This is a genomic window from Pseudomonas sp. FBCC-B1667, from assembly GCF_059133255.1.
This window is the reverse complement of sequence record NZ_CP101437.1, coordinates 6750449-6775153: the sequence shown is the minus strand read 5'-3', so window position 1 is coordinate 6775153 and position 24705 is coordinate 6750449. Positions and strand designations below refer to the sequence as shown.

Sequence of the window (24705 nt, the reverse complement as noted above, 5' to 3'; positions counted from 1 at the left end):
GCGGGGCGCACCGATCAACGGCATCAGACAGTGGCAGGGCGCAGGGAGTAGGTCTTCAACTGGTCGGCGAAGTCGCGCAGGGATTGAATCCCGCTGGCCTCAGCTTCATGCACCCAATCCTTGATGGCGGCGAGCATGTCGTGACCATTTGAGCTGGTCTTGACCCAGATCTGCTGCAAGGCCAGGCGTTTCTCGTAAATTACCGTCAGCGCTTGGCTGTGTTGGAGCATGGTCTGGATGCGAACGTGGTGTTTTTCGTCCAGCAGGCTGGTTTCCCGCGAAAGCAGGCGCTTGGCGCGATGGAATTGATGGCGAACCGAGTGGTCGACCTTTTCCAGCTCTTGCTTGACCAGAGGCGCGATCACCAATTTGCGGTACTGGGCCATGATCTGGAAGCGGTTGTTGAGGATCGCCATGGCGGTGTCCATGTCCAGGCTGCCTTTGCCTTCAACACGGTGAGCGATGGGAGCCACCCGCTGAACCTTGGCCAGACGGAAGAAACTGAAGACCTGGATCCAGGCCCAACCGAGGTCGAACTCCCACTTCTTCACCGACAATTTTGCCGAGTTAGGGTAGGTGTGATGGTTGTTATGCAGTTCTTCACCGCCGATCAGGATGCCCCAAGGCACCAGATTGGTCGCTGCATCGCGGCATTCGAAGTTGCGGTAGCCGATGGCATGACCAAGGCCATTGACCACGCCGGCTGCCCACACCGGGATCCACATCATCTGGACGGCCCAGATGGTGATACCGATGGTGCCGAACAGCAGCAGGTCGATGACGCCCATGATTGCCACACCCAGCAGCGGGAATCGGCTGTAGAGGTTACGTTCGATCCAGTCTTCGGGGCAGTTCTTGCCGTAGATGCGCAGGGTCTCCGGGTTTTCCGCTTCGGCGCGGTACAGCTCGGCACCTTTGCGCAAAACGGTTGAAAGCCCTTTGACGACCGGGCTGTGCGGGTCATCGACAGTTTCGCATTTGGCGTGATGCTTGCGGTGGATAGCGGTCCACTCACGGGTGTTCTGCGCCGTGGTCAACCACAGCCAGAAGCGGAAGAAATGTTTCAGGCCAGCATTGAGCTCAAGCGAGCGATGGGCTGAATAACGATGCAGATAGACTGTGACGCCAACGATCGTAACGTGGGTCATCAGCAGGGTGACTGCCACCAGTGACCAAGGCGACAAGCCGAGTAAACCTTCGTACCACATAGGCTGTAGGGCCCTCGATAAAGAAAAAAACAGCCGTTGCATTATCACTAAGCCCACGGATAAAACCAGTCGCCCTTTCAGATAAGAGTGGCTGAATGTGTCCTTGACCTATAATTCCAACCTTTCTGTAGGGACATGGACGCTCTAATGTCTGCCACCTCTCGCGATGCCTTGCGTGCAGCGCTGCTTTACCTGTTGGTTTCAGTCGCCTGGATGACCGCTAGCGGCTATTTATTGAACAGTTTCTTCGATAGCTCTGCTGAGCTATTGCGGTGGCAACTGATCAACGGTTATTTCTGGGTGGTGCTTAGCGCCGCGTTGATTTTCATTGCCCGGGCCCGACTGTTCACGTGCCTGGGGATCGGCGCCAGACTGCGCGAGCGCCAAGCCGATCGTGAGCGTTTGCGCCAGGCCGCCGCCGTGTTCGATTGCACCCGTGAGGGTGTGTTGGTCACTGATAGCAACGGACTGATTGTCCATGTGAACCGGGCCTTCATGGCGATCACTGGTTATCAGTGCGATGAGGTGTTGGGCCAGCAACCCAGTCTGTTCAAATCCGGCCATCATCCGCCAGCGTTCTACCAGTTGATGTTCGCGACACTCAACAGCACCGGTGAGTGGAGCGGGGAAATCTGGAATCGACGCAAAAGCGGTGAAATTTACCCGCAATGGCAAACCATCCGCATCATTCATGATGATCAAGGTCGGCGTAGCCACTACGTGGCGGTGTTTTCCGATATCAGTGCGATCAAAAACTCCGAGCACGAACTCAAGCACCTGGCTCACCACGATCCGCTGACCGATCTGCCCAATCGTCTGTTGTTGACCGACCGTGTCGAGCAGGCGCTCGCATCGGCGCACATCCACAAGAGGGGTTGCGCATTGCTGATGATCGACCTGGATCACTTCAAGATGATTAACGACAGTCTCGGGCATACCGTCGGTGATCAACTGCTGAAGGCAGTGGCCGAGCATTTGAAAGCCATGTTCGGTCCAGGCATGACCCTGGCGCGTCTGGGCGGTGACGAATTTGCAGTGCTCGCCGAAAGCTGTCCGCAAGTGGCACAAGCCGCGGTGCTGGCTCAGCGAATCATCGATGGCCTGCGGGAGCCGTTCCACATTGACGGGCATCGACTGTTTATCAACGCCAGTGTCGGCATCAGTCAGTTTCCGAGTGATGCCTTGAGTGCCGAGCAGATGCTGCGCAACGCCGACTCGGCTTTGTTCAAGGCCAAGAGTGCGGGCCGTGACGGCTACGCGCTCTATACCGAAGAGTTGACCGCCCACGCGCAGCAGCGGGTGGAAATTGCCTTCGAGCTGCGCCGTGCGCTCCAGCAACAAGAGCTGCGCGTTTATTACCAACCCGTGCATGACCTCAAAACCAGCCGCCTGATCGGCGTCGAAGCACTGGTGCGTTGGGCGCATCCGCAGCGCGGGCTGGTGTCGCCGGCAGAGTTCATCCCCATCGCCGAGCGTACCGGGCTGATTGCCGAGATCGATGCCTGGGTCATGCAGCAGGCCTGCCAGCAGATGTGCCAGTGGCGAGCGGGGGGAGTGGGGTTGGAGTTTGTGGCGGTAAATGTCTCATCGCGACTGTTTGCCCGGCGCGAGCTGTATCAGCAGGTGGCTCAGGTGCTTGATGCGACGGGGCTTGATCCGGCGTATCTGGAGCTGGAAGTGACTGAAAGTGCAGTGATGGAGGATCCGGAGGTGGCGCTGGAGCAGATGCATCGTCTTCGCGAGTTGGGTGTGCGGCTGGCCATCGATGATTTTGGCACGGGTTATTCGTCGCTGCTGCGGCTCAAGCGATTGCCGGTGCAGAAACTCAAGATCGACCAGGGCTTCGTCGCCGGATTGCCGTGTGATGAAGATGACGCGGCAATTGTACGAGTGATCATTGCCTTGGCGCAGAGCATGGGGATGCAGGTGCATGCCGAGGGGATCGAGCAGGTCGAGCAGGCCGGATTCCTGCTCGATCATGACTGTGATTTGGGGCAAGGCTATTGGTTTGGGCGGCCGGTGCCGGCTGCGCAACTGGATTGGATGTGCGCGCCGATTATCCGCTAAACCGTCGCTCGATCGTTCTCATGCTCTGCATGGGAACGCCGCCCGTGACGCTTCGCGTCCTCCCAAAGCCATGATGCAGAGCGTCATCGGATGCATCCCCACGCGAAGCGTGGGAACGATCACCTTTTCGGTTATATAAACATTCTTAAATAGTCTTTTTAAGAATATCTACTCCTCACTACTATTGCTCTCACGCCGCAAGCAGTGCCGCCACTGCCAGGCAACCTCTCAGTTGAAGGAGCAGCACCATGAGCGCATCCCTACGTAGTGTTGATGGCCAAGACGAAGCAACTATTTTGCGTGAGATCCAGAGCGCATTGCGCGATCTGCGCTTTGGGGCTGTGGAGATCACTGTGCATAACGCCCAGGTCGTCCAGATCGAACGCAAAGAAAAATTTCGTTTGCAGAACCCGGGCAACAAACCGAGCTAAGCAACCGGCAATCCGCTTCCCGTATCTATAACAAAAGCCAATACAAACAGAATTCCAGGAGCTTTCACCATGTCGTCGATTCGTCATTTTGCTTTGGCCGCCCTGGCCAGCGCCCTTTTTGCGGGTTCCGCGGTTGCCAAGGATTACGAGCTGCTCAATGTGTCGTATGACCCGACGCGTGAGCTGTACCAGGACTACAACGCCGAGTTCATCAAGTTCTGGCAGGTGGATCACGCTGGCGACAATGTGAAGATCCAGCAATCCCACGGTGGTTCGGGCAAACAGGGCCGTGCGGTGATCGACGGTCTGCGTGCCGACGTCGTGACCCTGGCCCTGGCCGGTGACATCGACGAAATCGCCAAACTGGGCAAGACCCTGCCGGCTGACTGGCAAAAGCGTCTGCCAGAAGCGAGCACGCCTTACACCTCGACGATCGTGTTCCTGGTGCGCAAAGGCAACCCGAAAGGCATCAAGGACTGGGGCGATCTGGTCAAAAATGATGTTTCCGTCATCACCCCGAACCCGAAAACCTCGGGCGGCGCACGCTGGAACTTCCTCGCGGCCTGGGCTTATGGCCTGAAAGCCAATGGCGGTGACGAAGCCAAGGCCAAGGAATACATCCAAACCTTGTTCAAGCATGTGCCAGTGCTGGACACCGGCGCTCGCGGTTCGACCATCACCTTCGTCAACAACGGTCAGGGTGACGTGTTGCTGGCCTGGGAAAACGAAGCGTTCCTGGCGCTGAAAGAAGACGGCGGTGCCGACAAGTTCGAAATCGTCGTGCCTTCGCTGTCGATTCTCGCCGAACCTCCGGTGGCCGTGGTCGACAAGAACGCCGAGAAAAAGGGCAACGAGCAGATCGCCGAAGCGTACCTCAAGCACCTGTACAGCCCGGCCGGTCAGGAAATTGCCGCGAAAAACTTCTATCGTCCACGTGACAAGGACGTGGCTGCCAAGTACGCCAAGCAATTCCCGACCCTGGACCTGGTGACCATCGACAAAGACTTCGGCGGCTGGAAAACCGCGCAACCGAAGTTCTTCAATGACGGTGGTGTGTTCGACCAGATTTATCAGGCGCAGTAGTCTTAAATAGCCATCAACGAGCCCCGATTTAACCGTCGGGGCTTTGCGCGTTCTCAACCAAGGACTTTTATGTCGCGTCGTATCTCCCCCGTCATACCCGGCTTCGGGCTGACGCTGGGCTACACCTTGGTGTACCTCAGCTTGATTGTGCTCATTCCACTGGCGGCCATGTTCGTCCATGCCGCCCAACTCACCTGGGATCAGTTCTGGGCAATTATCTCGGCGCCAAGGGTGCTGGCGGCGTTGAAGCTGAGCTTCGGCACCGCGCTCTATGCCGCGATCATCAACGGCGTCATCGGCACGCTGCTCGCCTGGGTGCTGGTGCGCTATACCTTCCCCGGTCGCAAAATCATCGACGCCATGATCGATTTGCCCTTCGCGTTGCCGACGGCGGTAGCCGGTATCGCGCTGACGGCGTTGTACACCCCCACCGGTTTGGTCGGTCAGTTTGCAGCGGACCTGGGTTTCAAGATCGCGTACACCCCCCTCGGCATCACCCTTGCCCTCACTTTTGTGACCCTTCCATTCGTAGTACGTACGGTACAGCCAGTATTGGCTGATATCCCGCGTGAAGTGGAAGAAGCAGCGGCGTGTCTCGGGGCAAAACCGTTACAGGTTTTCCGTTACATTCTGGTGCCCGCATTGCTCCCGGCGTGGCTGACGGGGTTCGCTTTGGCCTTTGCCCGCGGGGTCGGCGAGTACGGATCGGTGATTTTCATTGCCGGCAACATGCCGATGAAAACCGAGATCCTGCCGCTGCTGATCATGGTCAAGCTCGACCAGTACGATTACACCGGCGCCACCTCCATTGGTGTACTGATGCTGGTGGTTTCCTTCGTCCTGTTGCTGCTGATCAACTTGCTGCAACGTCGCATCGAAACCCCATAAGGAGGCGCGAACCATGTCCCAATCGTCTATTGCTGCCGCCTCTTCGGCCAACGCTGCGCGCCGTGGCAGTGCCACCTCGCGAAGAATCCTGATCGGCCTTGGCTGGCTGATTTTTGCGCTGTTTCTGCTATTGCCCCTGTTCATCGTGGTGTCCCAGGGCCTGAAGCTCGGCCTCGGTGCTTTCTTCACCGCGATCTTCGAACCGGACGCGTTGTCGGCGCTGAAACTCACGGTGATCGCGGTGCTGATTTCGGTGCCGCTGAACCTGGTGTTCGGCGTCAGCGCCGCGTGGTGCGTGAGCAAGTACTCGTTCCGCGGCAAGAGCATGCTGGTCACGTTGATCGACCTGCCGTTCTCGGTCTCGCCGGTGATCGCCGGCCTGGTCTACGTGCTGATGTTCGGTGCCCAAGGCCTGTTCGGTCCGTGGCTGCAGGATCACGACATCCAGATTGTCTTCGCCTTGCCCGGTATCGTGCTGGCGACGATTTTTGTCACTGTGCCATTCGTGGCGCGTGAACTGATCCCGCTGATGCAGGAACAGGGCACGCAAGAGGAAGAGGCCGCGCGCCTGCTGGGCGCCAATGGTTGGCAGATGTTCTGGCACGTCACCGTTCCCAATATCAAATGGGGCCTGATCTACGGCGTGGTGCTGTGTACTGCGCGGGCGATGGGTGAGTTCGGTGCGGTGTCGGTGGTTTCCGGGCACATTCGCGGGGTGACCAACACCTTGCCGCTGCACGTCGAGATCCTCTACAACGAATACAACCACGTGGCCGCGTTCGCAGTAGCGAGCCTGTTGCTGATCATGGCGCTCTTCATCCTGCTGCTGAAGCAGTGGAGCGAAAACCGTATTAACCGCCTGCGCGCCAGCGCCGCGGAGGAATAATTCATGTCGATCGAAGTGCGTAACGTCAGCAAGAATTTCAATGCGTTCAAGGCGCTGAATAACATCAGCCTGGACATCCAGAGCGGTGAACTCGTGGCGCTGCTCGGCCCGTCGGGTTGCGGTAAAACCACGCTGCTGCGGATCATCGCCGGCCTGGAAACCCCGGACCAGGGCAACATCGTGTTCCACGGTGAAGACGTCTCCGGCCACGATGTGCGTGATCGCAACGTCGGCTTCGTGTTCCAGCACTACGCGTTGTTCCGCCACATGACCGTGTTCGACAACGTCGCGTTCGGCCTGCGCATGAAGCCGAAAAACCAGCGCCCGACTGAAAGCCGGATCGCGGAAAAAGTCCATGAACTGCTGAACATGGTGCAGCTCGACTGGCTGTCGGATCGCTACCCGGAACAACTCTCCGGTGGCCAGCGTCAGCGTATCGCCCTGGCCCGTGCCTTGGCGGTGGAACCGAAAGTCCTGCTGCTCGACGAACCCTTTGGCGCCCTCGATGCCAAGGTCCGTAAAGAATTGCGTCGCTGGCTGGCGCGGCTGCATGAAGACATCAACCTGACCTCGGTATTCGTGACCCACGACCAGGAAGAAGCGATGGAAGTCGCTGACCGTATCGTGGTGATGAACAAAGGCGTGATCGAACAGATCGGTTCACCGGGCGACGTTTACGAAAACCCGGCCAGCGATTTTGTTTATCACTTCCTCGGTGATTCCAACCGACTGCATTTGGGCGAGGACAACCACGTGTTGTTTCGTCCGCACGAAGTATCGTTGTCGCGGCATGAACTGGAAGATCACCACGCGGCTGAAGTGCGTGATATCCGTCCGTTGGGCGCGACGACTCGGGTGACGCTGAAGGTTGAGGGGCAGAGCGAATTGATCGAGGCAGAAGTGGTGAAGGACCATGACAGCCTGATCGGGCTGGCGAAGGGTGAAACGCTGTTCTTCAAGCCCAAGGTCTGGCAAAAACTCGCCAACCTCTAAGATCAAGAGGTTCGTCGGAGCGCCGCCCGGAGCAAGCCCGCTCCCACAGTGATTTGCGTCGTTCACAAATTCCCTGTGGGAGCGAGCTTGCTCGCGATGGCGTCCTACGCCGCAGCGCGATTTGGATTGATCCGTACACCCCCGGCCCGCGACTCAATCTGCTCTTTGAGGTCATGCCGCAACCCCAACAAAAACGCCAACTCCGCCACCACAAACAACGGCCCGACAATCAGCCCCGTCACATCATCGACAAACGCAGGCTTACGCCCTTCGTAATGATGACCGACAAATTGAATCGCCCAGCCCACTACAAACATGCCGACGCCGCTCGATAGCCAGACCAGCGTGCTCTGCTGCGCCAGCACTTGCCCCGCCCAAACGGACAGTCCCAGCAGCACCGTCATCAACACCCCGAGGCGCACCTCCAGGCGCAGGTAAAACCACGCAGACGCCAACGACACCAGAACCGCCGGCGACAGCCAGCCTCCGGCCCATTGCGGCCGCGACAGCAACACCGCAACGGCCACCACAATCAAAGGAATACCGATAAAGTGGCTGGCAATGTTGCGCGGATCACGGTGGTAGGCGGCGTATTGACTGAGATGGTCAACGAGGCTTTTCATTGTTATTCCTCCTGTAGGGTGATTGATCATGCCCCGGGTTCACTTTCCGCTCTGTCAGGCAGGCGACAATCTCCAGGAGTTTCCATGGACATGCAGGTTTGGCGCTCGTGCTTGATGAGCGGCCAGTGGTTCAGTCATCTACCTGTTCCCTTTCAGGATAGTCTGCTGGCCGCGGCCCGGCTGCGGCGCCTGTCGTCCGGGCAATCACTGTTCAAACGCGGCGATCCGCCGTGTGGGTTGTATGCGGTGCTCGAAGGCTCGGTGCGCATCGGCGCGGTCAGTGAGCAGGGCAAGGAAGCGTTGCTCAGCCTGGTGGAGCCACCGCACTGGTTCGGCGAAATCTGCCTGTTCGACGGCCAGGCGCGAACCCACGATGCCTTCGCCGTGGGGACATGTACGCTGTTGCACATCCCGCAAGCGGCGCTGCTGAAATTGCTCGACGAACAACCGGTGTACTGGCGGCAACTGGCGTTGCTGATGAGCCACAAGTTGCGCCTGACCTTTATCAACCTCGAACAGCTGAGCCTGATGCCCGCCCCGGCACGTCTCGCCCATCGCTTGCTGATGATCGCCGCAGGCTATGGCGAAATCGATCCGCCACGCCGGGTGCTGCAATTGCCACAGGAGCAATTGGCGTCGCTGCTGTCGCTGTCGCGCCAGACCACCAACCAGTTGCTCAAGGAATTGCAGGGCCAGGGAATCCTCAATCTCAAGTACGGCGAGATCGAAATTATCGATGCCGAGCGGTTGCGAGCACTGGCGATTTTTTAAAGCACGACGTTATTGGTGGGCTTTGCCCGCGAAGGCGCCTAGCCTGTGACGACGATAATCGAGGTGTGCCATGCGTGTACTGCTAGTAGAAGACGAACCGGAGACCGCCAAACTCCTGGCCAACGGCCTGAACGAGGCAAGCTATTCGGTCGATATCGCGCTCAACGGCATGGACGGCCGGCGCTTTATCGAGACCGGCGAATACGAGCTGATCATCCTCGACGTGATGCTGCCAGGGCTCAACGGCTGGCAGCTGCAACAACAGATCCGCAAGCTCGGCGAGACGCCGGTGCTGTTCCTGACGACCAAGGATGGCATCGAGGATCGACTGCGTGGGTTGGAGTTGCATGAGGACGATTATTTGCTCAAGCCGTTTGCGGTGAGCGAATTGGTGGCGCGGGTGCGCAAGTTGTTGCGGCGGGATCGCGGGCGCTGAAGCTTTTTTGAGGTGTCTGATCTGGCCTCATCGCGAGCAAGCTCGCTCCCACAGTGGATCTGTGTGAAACGCAGTGCTGCGTTCAATCAAGAACCCTGTGGGAGCGAGCTTGCTCGCGATGAGGCCGAACGAGGCGACCCAGGGACTGGAACAGTCAACGCGACCCATCCCGAAACTGCCCCGGCGTCATCCCCGTCCAGCGCTTGAACGCGCGACTGAAGCTGCTGGTATCGGCGAACCCCAGCAAATAACTGACCTCACTCAATGAACATTGCGGGTCGCGCAGGTGCAGCAGCGCCAGGTTTTCGCGACTTTCATTGAGCAGCGTGTCGAATCGACAGCCTTCGTCCGCCAGATGCCGTTGCAGGCTGCGCAAGCTCAGGTGCAAGGCCTTGGCGATGTGTTCGGCGCTGGGCTCGCCTTCGGGCAATTGTTCTTCGATGGCGTCTCGGACTTTGCGCTCCCAGGTCAGCGGCTTGAGTTGCGCCAACGTGCGCTTGAGCACCGCTTCGTTGTGTTCGGCCAGCTCCGGGTTGGCATCGTCAAGGTGACTGTCGAAATCCACCAGGGAAAACTCCACGCGGTCTTCTTCCGCCGAAAAATACACCGGTGAGCGGAAGACTTTGTGCCATTGATGCGCATCGGCGGGTTCCGGGCGGCGCAGGTAAACCGCCATCGGCGCATAGTCGCGACCGAGGCGATTACGGCAGGTGCGCACGTAAATCGCCGTGAAGGCGTCGATGGCTTCGAACGCAGGCGCCGGGTTGCCCGCAGGAATTTTCAGGCGAAAGCGGTAGCGATCCTCAGTGCGGATCAATTCCAGTTCCAGGGCATCGCTGACCACTTGGTGATAGCGCACGATGCGCTCGAACACCTCGCGCAAACTGCCGCTGGCCACCAGCGCGTAACCGAGCGCATGAAACGTGGTGGGGCTGACGAAACGCGACACGCGCAGGCCGATCGCCGGGTCGCCGCTGACCTGCACGGCGATTTCCCACAGGCGCGTGGTGCCGGACAACGGGTAACGGGCGTTCGGGTCGTCCATCAGTTGCGGATCAAGCCCCGCCTGATGGCACAGCGCGGTGCTGTCGAGGCCCAGGGCATCGAGTTGCTTGCGCAGGGCGCGGGTCCAGCTGGCGAGGGAGGTCGGTTCAGTCATGCTGATTGGCGCTTCCGGTCAACAGGTTGGCGTTCATGGCTACCACCTTGTAAACATTCACAAGGCAGGATGCGAACATCAATAACCAGAGGATGGAAGCATGGACGGTACTTCTGCAAGTCCCCAGCGACTGAATGCAGCGCAGCGATCAGCACATATTCGTGAAGTGGTGCTGGCCAAGGGCGTCGAACTGCGTCAGCGCTACCCGATTCTCAACCATCAGGATGCCCTCGGCGCAGGCATTCTGGCCTTCGCCCTGGCCGGGATGATCGGTTCGGCGGCGCTTTACACGACCGGGCACATGGCGTGGTGGACGTGTCTGTTGCTCAACGCGTTTTTCGCCTCGTTGACCCACGAGTTGGAACACGACCTGATCCACAGCATGTACTTTCGCAAACAGCGCGTGCCGCACAACCTGATGATGGGACTCGTATGGCTGGCGCGTCCGAGCACGATCAATCCGTGGATCCGCCGGCATCTGCACCTTAATCACCACAAGGTTTCCGGCACGGAGACGGATATGGAAGAGCGGGCGATCACCAACGGCGAACCTTGGGGGATTGCGCGGTTGCTGATGGTCGGTGACAACATGATGTCGTCGTTCATCCGCATGCTGCGAGCCAAGACCTGGGCGCATAAATTCAGCATCGTCCAGCGCACGCTGAAGGTCTACGCACCGCTGGCACTGGTGCATTGGGGTGCGTGGTACGTGTTCCTCGGCTTCCATGCGGCCAATGGCATCGCATCGCTGATGGGCGCGCCAATCGAGTGGTCGGCAACGACGTTGTCGGTGATGCAGGTGATCGACATCGCGGCCGTGGTGATCATCGGCCCGAACGTGTTGCGCACGTTCTGCCTGCACTTCATCAGCTCGAACATGCACTACTACGGCGACATCGAGTCGGGCAACGTGATGCAGCAGTGTCAGGTGCTGAACGCCTGGTGGTTGTGGCCGTTGCAGGCGTTCTGCTTCAACTTCGGCAGCAGCCACGGCATCCATCACTTTGTGGTAAAGGAACCGTTTTACATCCGCCAGATGACCGTGCCGGTGGCGCATAAAGTGATGCGCGAGATGGGCGTGCGGTTCAATGATTTCGGGACGTTTTGGCGGGCGAACCGGTTTGAGCGCAAGGAAGATGTGGTGGGGGAAAAGGTGCGTACGGCTCAAGCTTGATGGTTGACAATATGGACCTAATCGCTGGCAAGCCAGCTCCCACAGGGTTAAGTGTCGTTCACATCTATTGTGTTCGACACAATCCACTGTGGGAGCTGGCTTGCCAGCGATAACGATCTTTCAGGCAACATCAATCCGGCTGAAACGGCGACTCACTCAATATCACCCCAGTCTCATCCACATACTGCTGCCAATGCTCGATCAAGGCGCTGAGCTTCTCCGGCTGACTCAACGCCAAATCATGAATCTCCCCCGGGTCACTCCCCAAATCATAAAGCTGCCAGGTCGCCGGTCCCACCGGCCCCGGGATGTAAACCGCCTTCCATTGCCCCTGGCGAATCGCCCGTCGCCCAAACAACTCCCACCCAGTGACGGTGTGTTCGTCATGCACCTGCGTCGTTTCACCCGATAAAAACCCCAGCCACGATTTCCCGCGAACTTCCGCCACGTCCTTGCCACGCCAGCGTTTGCCCGGATGCCGCACACCGGCCAGGTCGAGAATGGTCGGCGTGATGTCCATCACCGTGCCAAAACCATGGCTGATCTGTCCCTTGAGCGCCAGTTGCGGGTAATGCACCAGCGCCGGCACGCGAATTCCACCCTCGGTGGTAAACGCCTTGAACAACCGCGAGGGCGCGGTCGCCGTTTGTGCCCAGTTCGGCCCATACCAGACGTAAGAATTGGCGCGACCGATGTTGTCGAGGCTGTTGTCGTAATGCTGATTCAAATACGCCAGCAGTTCCGGCCCGAACTTTGGAAACGCCTCGAGCAGCGCACCCTCGGCGCCGTTATCCGACATGAAAAGAATGAAGGTATTGTCCAGTTGCCCCTGCTGGCGCAGGTAGTCGACGACGCGCCCGATGTTCCAGTCCATGCGCTCGACCATCGCCGCATAAACCTCCATGGCCCGCGCGGAAATCTGCCGTTGCTCGACGCTCAAGGCGTCCCATTGCGCGCTGAGCTGGATCAGCGGATGCGGCTCGACATCGGCTTCTATCAGCCCCAGGGATTTGAGTTTCTGAAGACGTTCGAGTCGGAGCACTTCTGGCCCCGCGTCATACCGACCGCGATATTTTTCGACGACATCGGCCGGCGCCTGCAACGGCCAATGCGGCGCGGAAAACGGCAGATAAGCGAAAAAGGGTCGGGTCTGATCACGCTCCTTGAGGTACTCCAGCAGCTTGTCGCCGAAGGCATCGGAGGAATAGAAATCCTTCGGCAATTCATCGATGAACGTGTCGTCCTCGATGTACAGCGCCGGGGTGGACTTCAGCAGGCCGGGTGTCTGTTCATCGTAGGTCGGTTCGAAACCGTAATGGTTGGCGGCGCCGGGCAGCAACGAAAACGAACGCTCGAAACCCCGTGCGTGGGGTGCGAGTTCAGCCGTCAGGCCCAAATGCCATTTGCCGCTCATTAGCGTTTGATAACCGGCCTCACGCAACAACTCTGGCAACGCCACCACGCGGTCATTGAGGTGACCCTCGTAACCCGGTTTGCCAATCAAATCCGGGGTCAGCGCTTCGGCCATGGTGCCGATGCCGGCGATGTGGTGGTCGGTGCCGGTGAGCAGCATCGAGCGGGTCGGCGAGCAGGTTGGTGCGGTGTGGAAGTCGGTCAGGCGCAAACCGTTGCAGGCCAGCGCATCGAGGTTCGGCGTGGCGATTTCGCCGCCGAACGCGCCGATATCGGAAAAGCCCAGGTCATCGGCCAGGATCACTAAAAAATTGGGACGTTGCGGCATCAGGAATCTCCAGTTCAGCAGGCAATGAAAGACAGCGGCAGATCACGCACCTGCACCGGTACGGGCGCTTGGTAGTGGTCGTCGCTGGTGAGTTCGTGCAGCAGTTCTTCGCGCAATTGATGGAAGTCGAAACTGCTGCGTTGGCGCGGATGCGGCAGGGCAATATCAACCACCTGCTTGATCCGCCCCGGACGCGGCTCCATCACCACCACCCGGTCCGCGAGAAAGATCGCTTCCTCGACATCGTGGGTGACCAGAATCGTGGTGATTTTTGCCCGCGACCGAATCGCCAACAGCTCGTCCTGCATCTGCTGGCGGGTCAGTGCATCCAGGGCACCGAAGGGTTCGTCCAGCAGCAGAATGCGTGGGCTGGCCACCAGGCCGCGGGCAATCGCCACGCGCTGCGCCATGCCGCCGGAGAGTTGATGCGGGTAGGCGCGGGTGAAATCGCTCAGGCCCACCAGCTCGATGAAATCGCTGACGCGTTTGAGCTTCTGTTCGCTGCTCAGGGGTTCGTTGACCAGGCCCAGGCCGATGTTGTCGGCCACCGTCAGCCACGGAAACAAACGGTGCTCCTGAAAGACAATGCCGCGCTCGCCACCGATGCCGCTGACGGCTTTGCCATCCACGGTGATCTGGCCGCGAAACTGTGTGTCGAGCCCGACCAACAGCCGCAGCAACGTGGATTTGCCACAGCCGCTGGCGCCGACGATGGCGACAAATTCACCTTCGGCGATGTCCAGGTTGAAGTCGCGAATCGCCTCCAGCTCAAAGCCGTCGACGTCGAAGGATTTGCCCACGTGGTTGAAGCTGACAATCGGTGCGTTCATGCGTGTCTCCAGCGAGTAACGCGGATTTCGAGGCGTTGGCCGATGAGGTTGAGCAGGGCGCCGGTGAGGCCGACCAGCAACATGCCGGCCATGATCAGGTCCATGCGCAGCAGTTGCTGGGCGCCGATCATCTGGCTGCCGATGCCGCCGTTGGACGGCATGAAATATTCGGCGCCGATGGTGCCGAGCCACGCGTAAATCAGACTCAGGCGCAGGCCGGCAAAAATCCCCGGCGCGGCACCCGGCAGGACCAGCCTGCGCAACCGTTGTCCAAGGCTCAGGCGCAACACCTGCGCCACTTCGTTGAGGTGCGGCGCGAGGTTGGCGACGCTGCGTTGGGTGGCGATAAACAACGGGAAGAAGGCGGCGAGGGCGACGAATACCCACTTGGCCAATTCCCCCAGACCGAACCAAGCAGTGAGCAAAGGCACCCAGGCGAAAATCGCAATCTGGCGGATGGCGGCGAGCGTCGGGCCAAACACACGCTCACTGCTGCGCGACAGTCCCAGCAATAGGCCCAGCGCAAATCCGAGCCCGCCACCCAGCAACAAACCGCCAAGGGTGCGCCCCAGGCTCAGGGCCATGCCGCTGATCAACGTGCCGTCGAGCAAGCCGTTCCCCGTGGTCTCCAGCACGGCCAGCGGGCTGACCAGAATGTTGGCGTCGATCCACTGCAGATCCGTCGTTACTTGCCAAAGCACCAGCAACGTCAGAGGCAATAGCCACGGTTGCAGACGCTGCCAGCCTTCGTAACGTGGGCCGCGACGGATTTCAGCCGTCGCGGGGTGCGGCCAGTGCACCAGTTTTTTGTCCAGCCAACCGATGCCGCGATCCATCGCCACGCCAATCACACCGATTACTACGATGCAGACGAAGACGATGTCGAGCATGAACAACTGCCGCGCCCACACCATCAAGTAGCCGATGCCTTCGCTGGAGGCGAGCAGTTCGACCGCCAGCAATGACGTCCAGCCAGCGGCCAATGCGAGGCGCACGCCTGCCATGAACGCCGGCAATGCAGCGGGCAACACCAGCCGTCGGATCAGCAGCCGTGGCGGCAAGCGCAACACCGCTGCGGCTTCGCGTAATTTGGGTTGCGCATCGCGTACGCCGACCAGTGTGTGCAGCGTGACGGGCACCACAATGGCCTTGATCAGCACCACCAGTTTCAGCACTTCGCCGATGCCGAAAAACACCATGAACAGCGGGATCCAGGCCAAGGTCGGCACCTGGGCCAACCCGGCGAATGTCGGGAACACCAGGCGTTCCAGTCGGCGACTGAAACCCAGCGCCGCACCCAATGCAGCCCCGGCGCTGACCCCGGCCAGCAGGCCCCGGAACAGCCGTTGCAGGCTGATCCACAAGTGACCCCATAACTCGCCTTGGGACAGTTCCACCGCGCTGTTCCAGACCATCGAAGGTGCCGGCAGGATCTGCTCGCTCATCCAGTGATTGCGGCTGGCCAACCACCAAAGCGCAAAAAGGGCGGTCGGCAGCAACCAGGGCAATAACCGTTGACTCAACCTCGGCCACAGGGGCTTGGCTCTTAGCGACGGGGCGGCCAAAGGCAGGCAGAGCAGGGAAACACGGGCCATGGGCGACCTCCGTTGTCGGCTATGCAAAATCGATCTATAAAAAGTAATGTCAATGCTATTGAGAGATAAGCCAAGCCATTTAAGGCTGACAGCCGACGCGCATCCAATGCATTCGGAGAATATTTTTGATGCTGGTTATGCATACCGCCCCACGATGCCCGGCGACACTTGCTTAGGACTTAATGATCTAAAAATGTGAATTTTTAGTATTTAAGCGTTGGTGCCGATTGCGCCTACTTTCAGCGCCTCAATGCCCGTCGCCATCAGGAGCCACACCCATGAGCCTTCCCTTCAAACGTGTCATCAGTCTGTTTGCCGCACCGGCTCTCGCGGGGTTGCTGGCATTCACCGTCAACGCCGCCGAACTGAAGGAAATCCGCATCGCGGTGCCCGACCTCAGCGCCGGTACCCAGCACAGCGGTGGCGGCGTGGTGGACGTGCTGCGTGACCAGCAGGTGTTTGAAAAAGCCTTCGCCGATCAGGGCATCAAGATCCAGTGGAGTTTCTTTAAGGGCGCAGGGCCAGTGATCAACGAAGCGTTTGCCAATGGCCAGGTGGACCTGGCTTACCTGGGGGACCTGGCCGCCATCATCGGCAAGTCAAACGGTCTGGACACCCGGCTGCTCAGTGCCTCCGCGCGGGGTGTGAAGCAGTATCTGGGCGTGATACCCGGTTCGGGGATCAAGACGCTGCAAGACCTCAAAGGCAAACGCGTGGCGATCTTCCGGGGCACCGCCACCCAATTGTCCTTTGATGCGGCGTTGGCCAGCCAGGGGTTGAGCGAGAAGGACGTGAAGGTCATCAACCTCGACTTCAGCGGTGCCGTCGCGGCACTCGCGGCCAAGCAGATCGACGCGTCCTGGGGCAGCTCCGGGTTGGCCGCGTTGCAGGCAAAAGGTTTGGCCGAGTTGCCGCTGAGCACCAAGGATCTCGGCGGCGCGGGTAGTGTTCAAGCCGTACTGGTCGGCACTGGAAAGTTTGTCGACGAACACCCCGAGGCGGTCGCCAAACTGCTCAAGGCGCAGCAGCAGGCGGTGGCGTGGCTGACGCAGGACAGCAACAAGCAGGCGTACATCGATCTGGTGTCGGGGCTGGCGAGTTATCCACCGGTGATTCTCACGCGGGATTTGCAGGATCAGAAACTCAGTGAAGTGTTCCCGTCGACGCTGGATCCGGTGTTCCTTGGCAAGTTGCAGGATGCGGTGGATCTCGCTTCGCAACAGAAGCTGATTCGCAAGCCGTTCAAGGTGAGCGATTGGGTGGCGCCTGAGTTGGCGGCTGCCAAGCTTTAAATCTCTGGCGTCCATGCGCACGCCGTCGCGAGCAGGCTCGCTCCCACAGGGGGTCTTTAGTGTTCACAAATTGTGTGTTCGCTGGAGATCAACTGCGGGAGCGAGCTTGCTCGCGATGAGGCCCTAAACCGCGACATCAATCTGCTGTGAATCCACCGCCACCAATACTTCAATCATTGCCCGCGCCGCCGGCGACAACCGAAACCCCGTGCGACTCACAATCCCGCACCGCGCGCTCATGCTTTCAATGTTCTGCGGCAAATTGCGCCAGTGCAGCAACGCCAGCGACCCTTGGGCAATGTCCTCAATAAATGCCTCTTCAGTGCCGACGCCAATCGCATTCGACTGCAGCACGATCTTCACCAGCGCCGGGAAATGTTCGGTCTCGATACTTGGTGAGAAGTCCATCCGCCCACTGAGATTCGCCAACAACTTGCGAATGCCCGGCGGGATCAGCGTGGTGGCCAGCGGGTAATCAAACATGTCGTTGGTCGACAGGCTTTCCTTGGCCAGCAGCGGATGCCCGGGCCGGCAGAAAAATACCCCGCGCTTGGGTGTCAGCGCTCGGGTCTGGAAGTTCGGGTCGGCTTCGAAATGGCGGATGTCGGCGATGAAGAATTCGATCTCTTCGCGACTCAAGGCGCGGCTGAGTTTTTCCCAGTTGTCCACTTCGAAACGGGTGCGCACTTTCGGGTGCGCGTTGATGAACCGGGCCACGGCATCCGGCACCAGTTTTACCGCGGGTGCCGGGCCGCATCCGAAGCGCAATTCGCCGGCATCGAGCTTGGTCATCTGCGTCACTTCAGCGCTGAGCAAGGCCGCGCCCTGAACCAGCGTCAGGGCGTGTTGCAGCAGCACCTGGCCCTCGGGCGTGGGGCGCAGATCCTTGTTGCCGCGGTCCACCAGCACACAGCCAAACTCTTGCTCGAGCCCTTGAATGCTGCGGCTGAACGCCGGTTGAGTAATGCCCATGGCGTCGGCCGCGCGGACGAAACTGCGGTGTTCGTTGAGGGCGATGAAGTAGCGCAACTGACGAAGATCCATATGCTTTCCCGGCATCCTAAAAATAGCTCGAAGGCATTTGCGACGAGGGTTGCTTGAGGTTTTAAATGCAAGCTCTTATTCCGTCAACGAAGCATGTGAATATCTATTAGATCTAAAACGAATATAGATAGAGCGTTGTTTCGCTGGCACTCAACCGTCAGCAATCCGATAGAGGGTCTACCCATGAGCAATGCCGCTTTAGCTGTAAAACCCGCTGTTCACGCGCTCGAAATCCATCCGGTGGCCGGTCGCATTGGTGCCGAAATCCGCGGCGTGCAACTGTCCGGTGAGCTGGACGCCAGTACCGTCGAAGCCATTCAACAGGCGCTGGTGCAATACAAGGTGGTGTTCTTCCGCGAGCAGACCGAGCTCGACGATCAACGCCAGGAAGCGTTTGCTCATTTGCTCGGTGAACCGGTGGCGCATCCGACGGTGCCGGTGCGTGAAGGCACTCGTTTTCTGCTGGAACTCGATGGGGCCGAAGGTCAGCGCGCCAGCTCGTGGCACACCGACGTAACGTTCGTCGAGGCTTACCCGAAAGCTTCGATCCTGCGCTCGGTCGTGGCGCCGGCATTTGGCGGCGACACGGTGTGGGCCAACACCGCGACCGCTTACAACGAGCTCTCGCCGGAACTGCGTGAGCTGGCGGACAAGCTCGTGGCCGTGCACAGCAATGAATATGACTACGCTGGCGCCAAGCCTGACGTGTCGGCCGAGAAGCTGGAGCGCTACCGCAAAATCTTCACGTCGACCGTTTACGAAACCGAGCACCCGGTGGTGCGTGTACACCCGATCAGCGGCGAGAAGAGCTTGCTGCTGGGGCATTTCGTCAAGCGCATCAAGGGCTATTCGCAGGCGGATTCGGCGCACCTGTTCGGGTTGCTGCAAAGCCATGTGATTCGTCAGGAGAACACCGTGCGCTGGCGCTGGAAGGCCGGTGATGTGGCGATCTGGGACAACCGTTCGACGCAGCATTACGCGGTGGATGACTACGGGACCCAGGATCGGGTGGTGCGGCGTGTGACGCTCAAAGGTGAAGTGCCGGTCGGGGTGGCGGGGCAGCGGAGTCAGACGATCAAGGGAGCTGAACTCAGCGGCGTCTGATCGGACGCTTTCGCGAGCAGGCTCGCTCCTACAGGGGATCTACGGCGTTACAGAGATCCAGTGTAGGAGTGAGCCTGCTCGCGATGCTTTTCTACCACACGCCGATCTGGACCATTTTCTCGGTTTGCGGCTCGCCATAACGAAACCGCTGCCCACGCAAATCGATCTCCTGATGACTGATGGTCGTCCTGCGTTTCAACCCCCGCACCCACTCAAACAGATACCCCGCATGCTCCTCGCGAACCGAGGCAAACGCCGGATCAGCCCCCAGATCCCGCAACTCCTGCGGATCGTTGAGCAGATCAAACAGCTGCGGCCGAAAGCCGTCGTACGCCAGATATTTCCAGCGCTCGCTGCGCACCATGGTCATGCGGCAACGGTCGATCGGTTGCGCCAAGCGTTCGCGCGCCGGTGCCTGGAACGCATAGTCATACTCGCTGATCGCATAGCGGCGCCAGTCGGTTTCAACGCCGTGCAGCAACGCAATCAATGACCGCCCCTCGAGTCGATGCTCGGCGCTCGGCAAACCAAGGGCTTCAAGAAAGGTCGGCAACGCGTCGATGGTTTCCACCAGCCGATCATCCACCGAACCCCGGGTGATATCGGCCGCCGGACGCGGGTCGCGAACGATCAGCGGAATCCCCACCGCAGGCTCCAGCAGAAACTCTTTTTCACCCAGGTAGTGATCGCCGAGGAAGTCGCCGTGGTCGCTGGTGAACACGATCAGCGTGTCATCCCAGCGGCCGTTACTTTGCAAAAAGTCGAACAGGCGCCCGAGCTGATCGTCGACCTGTTTGATCAATCCCATGTACGTCGGAATCACGTTCAAACGCACGTCATCCCTGGAAAAATTCAGGCCCTCTTCATGCTGACGAAACGCGCTGTAAACCGGGTGATCGCTTTCCTCACCAAGCACCGCACGCACAGGGTCGATCACCTGCTCTGCGCGATACAAGGCGTGGTACGGCGCCGGTGCGATGTAGGGCCAGTGGGGTTTGATGTACGACAAGTGCAGGCACCATGGCTGCTCGCCTTGCTCGGCGATGAAGTCGATAGCGCGGTCGGTGGTGTAGGTGGTTTCCGAATGCTGTTCGGGAACGCGAGCGGGCAAGTGGGCGTTGCGCATTTTCCAGCCGCTGAGGATTTCGCCCTGATCACCTTCGGCGGCGTTGGCCCATTCGTGCCACGGGTTGCGACCCTCGAAACCGAGGTCGCGCAGGTAATGGGTGTAGGGCGCGGATTCGCGTTTGTCGTCGAACAGCGGGTCGTCGGGGAAGATGCCGTCATGGCGAACGTACGCTTCGAAGCCGACTTCGTTCAGCGTCTCGGCCTGCTCAGGGTCGATGGCCAGCCGTTGCAAGGCATCGAGATTAGGGGTGGCGTGGGTCTTGCCAACCAGTGCGGTGCGGATGCCGTGGGGGCGCAGATAGTCGCCAATGGTTAGCTCTTCCAGTGGCAAGGGCACGGCGTTCCACGCCACTTGATGGCTGCTGACATAACGCCCGGTGTAGGCCGACATGCGTGAGGGCCCGCAGATGGTGCCTTGGGTGTACGCGCGGCTGAAACGCACGCCGGCGTCGGCCAGGCGATCGATGTTCGGCGTGTGCAGGTGCGGGTGACCGTAGCAGGACAGGTAATCGCGGCGCAGTTGATCGCACATGATGTAGAGCACATTGCGCACGGGGTTTTGGGGGTTGGGCATGGGGTTCACCGATCAGAATACAGGTGAGGGTTTTCGCTGGAGGGGTGGGGTTGGCGCAAGTGCATTTGGGGAATGGTGTTGACGCAGTGGTTGCATCATTGCCTGGGCTGACGCCTTCGCGAGCAAGCCCGCTCCCACATTGGTCTTGCATACACTGGAGATCAACTGTGGGAGCGAGCTTGCTCGCGATAGCGGTTGATCAGACAGCAAGATTATCCAGCGAACACACTTCCTCATCCTGCTCATCAATCGCCTTTATCTGCGCAATCATCGCTTCGGCCAGCGGCGACATCCGATACCCCGCCCGGCTGACAATCCCATACCGCGTATACAGTTCCTCCAGATCATCCGCCAACCCGTCGACCTTCAAGCACACCAACTCACCTTTGGCGTTGTGCAGTGCGTCCGAATAGGCGCCGATAATGCCAATTGCCTCCGAGCGCATCACCACACTCAACAGGCTGTAGCTGTTTTCGCATTCGACATTGGGGGTGAAGTCCGGTCGGCCGCTCAAGTCGACGATGACTTTGCGCAAGTTCGGCGGACGGATGCTGACGGCCATCGGATAGCTCATCAATTCCTCGGCGCTGACGCTTTCGCGAGCAGCCAGAGGATGCCCGGCGCGGCAGCAGAAATGCCATTTGCGTGGGCGTAGACGCTGGGTCAGGTAATCCGGATCGGCCTCGAAGTAACGGGTGTCCGCAACGAAAAATTCGTACTCTTCACTGAGCAGGCGCTTGCTCAAGCTCTGCCAGTCATCCACCTGAAACTGCACCCGTGCTTTCGGGTAGCGCCCGATGAAGCTGCCGATGGCGCGCGGGATCAATCCCGCTGCCGGCGCCGGACCGCAACCGAAGCGTAACTCACCGGCCTCCAGGCCATTGAACTGGCTGATCTCGTTGGCCATCTGCTGCGCGCCGCTGACCAGTCGCCGCGCGTGCTCGAGCAGCATTTGCCCCTGCTTGGTCGGCGCCAGGTCCTTGCGGCCACGATCCACCAACTGACATCCGACGCTGTGTTCCAGCGCCTGAATGCTACGGCTGAACGCCGATTGCGACAGGTTCACCGCCAGCGCGCCCGCAACGAAGCTGCGCTGATCGGCGAGGGCGATGAAGTGGCGGAGCTGGCGTAAATCGATATGCATTTTTCACATAAAAAATATCGGGGAAATGCATTGGATATGCATTAGGTCGACTCCTTATAAAGGCTATCTCTTATGCAGTAAATCTTTGTAAAAACATAAATAAATAACTTTAAAGAATATGCATCGCTGCTCAGCCGCTGTGTGTTTTTTGATCTGGAGCCGCTTTATGAGTCCGTTGAACCTCGCTTCACCTCTCACACCCCGGCGGCTCAAACGCCTGCCCCTGGCCCTGTTGCTGGCGGGGAGCGCCAGTTGGACCCAGGGTTATGCGGCCGATACCGCCGCCCCTGCATCGGCCCCCGCCCGCAAAGCCACGGCCGACAATTCTCAACTGGAAACCGTCACCGTCACCACCCGCCGTCGCGAGGAAAGCTCACAGGATGTACCGACGCCGATGAGCGTGGTCAGCGGCCAGGTGCTGGAAACCCAGCGGGTCTATCGCATCCAGGATTTGCAGCAACTGGTGCCCAGCGTCAACGTCGCCTACATGCACGCTCGTCAGTCCAGTGTGTCGATCCGAGGCTTGGGCAACAACCCGGCGAGCGACGGTCTGGAAGGCAGTGTCGGCCTCTACATCGACAACGTTTACCTCGGTCGGCCGGGCATGGCCGTGTTCGACCTGATGGACATCGAACAGCTTGAAGTGCTGCGCGGTCCGCAAGGCACGCTGTTCGGCAAAAACACCACGGCGGGCGTGATCAACATCAACACCCGCGCGCCGACCTTCACCCCTGAACGCAGCATCGAAACCTCGGTCGGCGAGGACGGTTATTTCCAGACCAAGGGCACTGTTTCCGGTCCATTGAACGATGAACTCGCCGGGCGATTTTCCGCGTATCGGACCCGCAGCAACGGCGACATCAAAAACGAATTCAACGGCCATGAGTTGAATGGTGGTTCGCGTGAAGGCTTCCGTGGGCAGTTGCTGTTCAAACCCAACGAATCGTTCAACCTGCGCTGGATTGGTGATTACAACGAAGAAGACTCTAGCGCCGGTACCCGCGTGTTGTTCAACACCGGGCCGACCATCAATGGCGTCAATCTTTACCAGGCTCGCGCTAACGCCGCCGGCGCGACGCTAGTCAACGGTCCACACCGCAAGGTCAATCTGGACAACGACCAGCACGTCACCGTGCATCAGGGCGGCACCTCGGTCGAGGCCAACTGGACCTTGCCAAGCGACTTTACCCTGACCTCCATCAGCGCCTACCGCTGGTGGAATTTCACCCCGCGCAACGACGACGGCCTGAACGTGCCCGCGACGTTCAATGCCGGTGTCTCGGTGGAAGATAAACAGTATTCGCAGGAGTTTCGACTGGCCTCACCCAAGGGCGAATTCTTCGACTACGTGCTTGGCGCCTACTACTTTGGCTCCGACCTGGACAACAAGTCCTTTGCCTATTACGGCCCGCAAGCGGACATCTGGAACGGTACGCCACGCGGCGCATTGGCCAACGTCGACAGTGTCGGCAACGGCCATATCGAAACCAACAGCTTCGCGCTGTTCGCCCAAGGCACCTGGCACCTCACTCAACGGCTGGATTTCACGGCGGGTGTGCGTGGCACCTACGAAGAAAAAAATGCCTGGGTGACTCGCAACGCACCGTTGGGCGGCGCCACCGTGACAGGGGCGGCGGCCACCGCCCGGCGCGGTCGCGCTGGTGCCTATGACTCCGGTGATTTGAATCAATACAGCTCCAGCCCTTCCGGCCTGTTGAATCTCAGCTACCACTTCACCGAAGACCTGCTCGGTTACGCGACCCTGTCCCACGGCGAGAAATCGGGTGGCGTGAACCTCGGCGTCGGCTCCGCGCCCGTCGCTGGTGCTGACTCGTTGCTGGTCGGCACCGAGCGCGCCAACAACGCCGAACTCGGTTTCAAGAGCACCCTCTGGGACCGTCGCCTGCAACTCAACGCCGACGTCTTCTGGACCCAGGTCAACGCTTATCAGACCAACGCCTATGACGACGTCAACCGCGTGCAATACCTGACCAACGCCGGTTCCGTTCGCTCGCGCGGCGTGGAATTCGACAGCACGCTGATCCCGTTGCGCGGCCTGACGTTGAACATCAACGGTTCGTACAACGACGTCAGCTACCTCTCGTACAAAGATGCGCCGTGCCCACCGGAAGTCAGCCTGGCCCCCGGCGCACCAGCCTCTTGCGACTTGAGCGGCCATCAAGTGGTCGGCGCCTCGAAATGGATCGGCAACGCCAACGGCGAATACAAATGGAACCTCAGCAACGGCCTCGAGGAATACGTCACCGGCAGCTACGCCTTCCGTTCGAAAGCGGTTGGCACAGTCGAGGATTCCGACTTCGGGCAGATCCCGAGCTACGCCATCGTCAACCTGTCGACCGGCCTGCGTGGCGACTTCAACCAAGGCCAGTGGGATGTCTCGCTGTGGCTGAAAAACGCCTTCGACAAAACCTATTACACGACCCTGTGGACCGCCTCCAACGGCGGATATGAAGGCCTGCTCGGCACGCCACGCACCCTCGGCCTGACCGGTCGCTACGACTTCTGATTCGTCA

The 24705-nt window shown here is 59.6% G+C and carries 21 protein-coding genes; 12 read left to right on the top strand and 9 right to left on the bottom strand.

The genetic code is table 11. The features are described 5' to 3' along the window. Positions 1-23: 23 nt before the first annotated feature. Positions 24-1208 (bottom strand): delta-9 fatty acid desaturase DesA, encoded by a 1185-nt coding sequence (gene desA / locus NL116_RS31275; RefSeq protein ID WP_494375407.1) that lies wholly within the window; start codon positions 1206-1208, stop codon positions 24-26. Positions 1209-1355: 147 nt separating this feature from the next. Here desA and dibA point away from each other — a divergent pair, with 147 nt between their 5' ends. The 6 genes from dibA (at position 1356) to NL116_RS31245 (ending at position 7556) form a co-directional block, all read left to right on the top strand. Beyond that, positions 1356-3275, top strand: coding sequence for a phosphodiesterase DibA (gene dibA / locus NL116_RS31270; RefSeq protein ID WP_494375406.1), 1920 nt, complete (start codon positions 1356-1358; stop codon positions 3273-3275). A 248-nt stretch (positions 3276-3523) separates the two neighbouring features. Further along, positions 3524-3706, top strand: coding sequence for a sulfur starvation response protein OscA (oscA, locus tag NL116_RS31265; RefSeq protein ID WP_007941032.1), 183 nt, complete (start codon positions 3524-3526; stop codon positions 3704-3706). A gap of 69 nt (positions 3707-3775) precedes the next feature. Further along, positions 3776-4789 (top strand): sulfate ABC transporter substrate-binding protein, encoded by a 1014-nt coding sequence (locus tag NL116_RS31260; RefSeq protein WP_494375405.1) that lies wholly within the window; start codon positions 3776-3778, stop codon positions 4787-4789. Positions 4790-4858: 69 nt separating this feature from the next. Then, positions 4859-5677 (top strand): sulfate ABC transporter permease subunit CysT, encoded by an 819-nt coding sequence (gene cysT, locus NL116_RS31255; RefSeq protein WP_123436357.1) that lies wholly within the window; start codon positions 4859-4861, stop codon positions 5675-5677. 13 nt (positions 5678-5690) lie between these two features. After that, on the top strand, positions 5691-6563 hold the full coding sequence (cysW, locus tag NL116_RS31250; RefSeq protein ID WP_027922271.1) for a sulfate ABC transporter permease subunit CysW: 873 nt from the start codon (positions 5691-5693) through the stop codon (positions 6561-6563). A 3-nt stretch (positions 6564-6566) separates the two neighbouring features. Next, complete coding sequence (locus NL116_RS31245; RefSeq protein ID WP_494375404.1) at positions 6567-7556, top strand: sulfate/molybdate ABC transporter ATP-binding protein; 990 nt, start codon at positions 6567-6569, stop codon at positions 7554-7556. Between the two features lie 104 nt (positions 7557-7660). Here the strand turns inward: NL116_RS31245 and NL116_RS31240 are convergent, their stop codons facing one another. Continuing rightward, a complete protein-coding gene (locus NL116_RS31240; protein WP_494375403.1) occupies positions 7661-8179 on the bottom strand; it encodes an Mpo1 family 2-hydroxy fatty acid dioxygenase in 519 nt (172 codons plus the stop codon). A gap of 84 nt (positions 8180-8263) precedes the next feature. On the opposite strand from NL116_RS31240, the gene NL116_RS31235 reads away from it, so the two are divergent. Beyond that, positions 8264-8950 carry a Crp/Fnr family transcriptional regulator gene (locus tag NL116_RS31235; RefSeq protein WP_494375402.1) on the top strand — a complete coding sequence of 229 codons (687 nt, stop codon included), beginning with the start codon at positions 8264-8266 and terminating at the stop codon, positions 8948-8950. Positions 8951-9020: 70 nt separating this feature from the next. Then, positions 9021-9386 carry a response regulator gene (locus tag NL116_RS31230; protein WP_494375401.1) on the top strand — a complete coding sequence of 122 codons (366 nt, stop codon included), beginning with the start codon at positions 9021-9023 and terminating at the stop codon, positions 9384-9386. Between the two features lie 154 nt (positions 9387-9540). Here NL116_RS31230 and NL116_RS31225 read toward each other — a convergent pair whose 3' ends face one another. Further along, entirely contained in the window at positions 9541-10545 is a 1005-nt protein-coding gene (locus NL116_RS31225) for an AraC family transcriptional regulator (protein ID WP_494375400.1), read from the bottom strand. Positions 10546-10645: 100 nt separating this feature from the next. Between NL116_RS31225 and NL116_RS31220 the strand changes: the two genes are divergently transcribed. Beyond that, the gene (locus NL116_RS31220; protein WP_494375399.1) at positions 10646-11719 is read left to right on the top strand and encodes a fatty acid desaturase; all 1074 of its coding nucleotides are present in this window, start codon (positions 10646-10648) and stop codon (positions 11717-11719) included. Between the two features lie 130 nt (positions 11720-11849). Here NL116_RS31220 and NL116_RS31215 read toward each other — a convergent pair whose 3' ends face one another. From NL116_RS31215 to NL116_RS31205, 3 genes are read right to left on the bottom strand one after another with little or no spacing between them, the layout of a single operon-like run. Then, complete coding sequence (locus NL116_RS31215) at positions 11850-13460, bottom strand: arylsulfatase (RefSeq protein ID WP_494375398.1); 1611 nt, start codon at positions 13458-13460, stop codon at positions 11850-11852. Positions 13461-13474: 14 nt separating this feature from the next. Beyond that, positions 13475-14290, bottom strand: a complete 816-nt coding sequence (locus NL116_RS31210; protein WP_494375397.1) for an ABC transporter ATP-binding protein — start codon at positions 14288-14290, stop codon at positions 13475-13477. Next, positions 14287-15885, bottom strand: a complete 1599-nt coding sequence (locus NL116_RS31205; RefSeq protein ID WP_494375396.1) for an ABC transporter permease — start codon at positions 15883-15885, stop codon at positions 14287-14289. The genes NL116_RS31210 and NL116_RS31205 overlap by 4 nt, the downstream gene beginning before the upstream one ends. A gap of 278 nt (positions 15886-16163) precedes the next feature. Here NL116_RS31205 and NL116_RS31200 point away from each other — a divergent pair, with 278 nt between their 5' ends. Further along, positions 16164-17177: an ABC transporter substrate-binding protein gene (locus tag NL116_RS31200; protein WP_494375395.1), complete on the top strand. Its 1014-nt coding sequence runs from the start codon at positions 16164-16166 to the stop codon at positions 17175-17177. A gap of 123 nt (positions 17178-17300) precedes the next feature. On the opposite strand, the gene NL116_RS31195 is transcribed toward NL116_RS31200, so the two are convergent. Then, complete coding sequence (locus NL116_RS31195) at positions 17301-18221, bottom strand: LysR family transcriptional regulator (protein ID WP_494375394.1); 921 nt, start codon at positions 18219-18221, stop codon at positions 17301-17303. A gap of 183 nt (positions 18222-18404) precedes the next feature. On the opposite strand from NL116_RS31195, the gene NL116_RS31190 reads away from it, so the two are divergent. After that, positions 18405-19325 (top strand): TauD/TfdA dioxygenase family protein, encoded by a 921-nt coding sequence (locus NL116_RS31190; protein ID WP_494375393.1) that lies wholly within the window; start codon positions 18405-18407, stop codon positions 19323-19325. 91 nt (positions 19326-19416) lie between these two features. Here the strand turns inward: NL116_RS31190 and NL116_RS31185 are convergent, their stop codons facing one another. Both NL116_RS31185 and NL116_RS31180 read right to left on the bottom strand, forming a co-directional pair. Next, a complete protein-coding gene (locus NL116_RS31185; protein ID WP_494375392.1) occupies positions 19417-21027 on the bottom strand; it encodes an alkaline phosphatase family protein in 1611 nt (536 codons plus the stop codon). Positions 21028-21226: 199 nt separating this feature from the next. Next, a complete protein-coding gene (locus NL116_RS31180; RefSeq protein WP_494375391.1) occupies positions 21227-22171 on the bottom strand; it encodes a LysR family transcriptional regulator in 945 nt (314 codons plus the stop codon). Between the two features lie 166 nt (positions 22172-22337). On the opposite strand from NL116_RS31180, the gene NL116_RS31175 reads away from it, so the two are divergent. Continuing rightward, on the top strand, positions 22338-24698 hold the full coding sequence (locus NL116_RS31175; protein WP_494375390.1) for a TonB-dependent receptor: 2361 nt from the start codon (positions 22338-22340) through the stop codon (positions 24696-24698). Positions 24699-24705 lie beyond the last annotated feature (7 nt).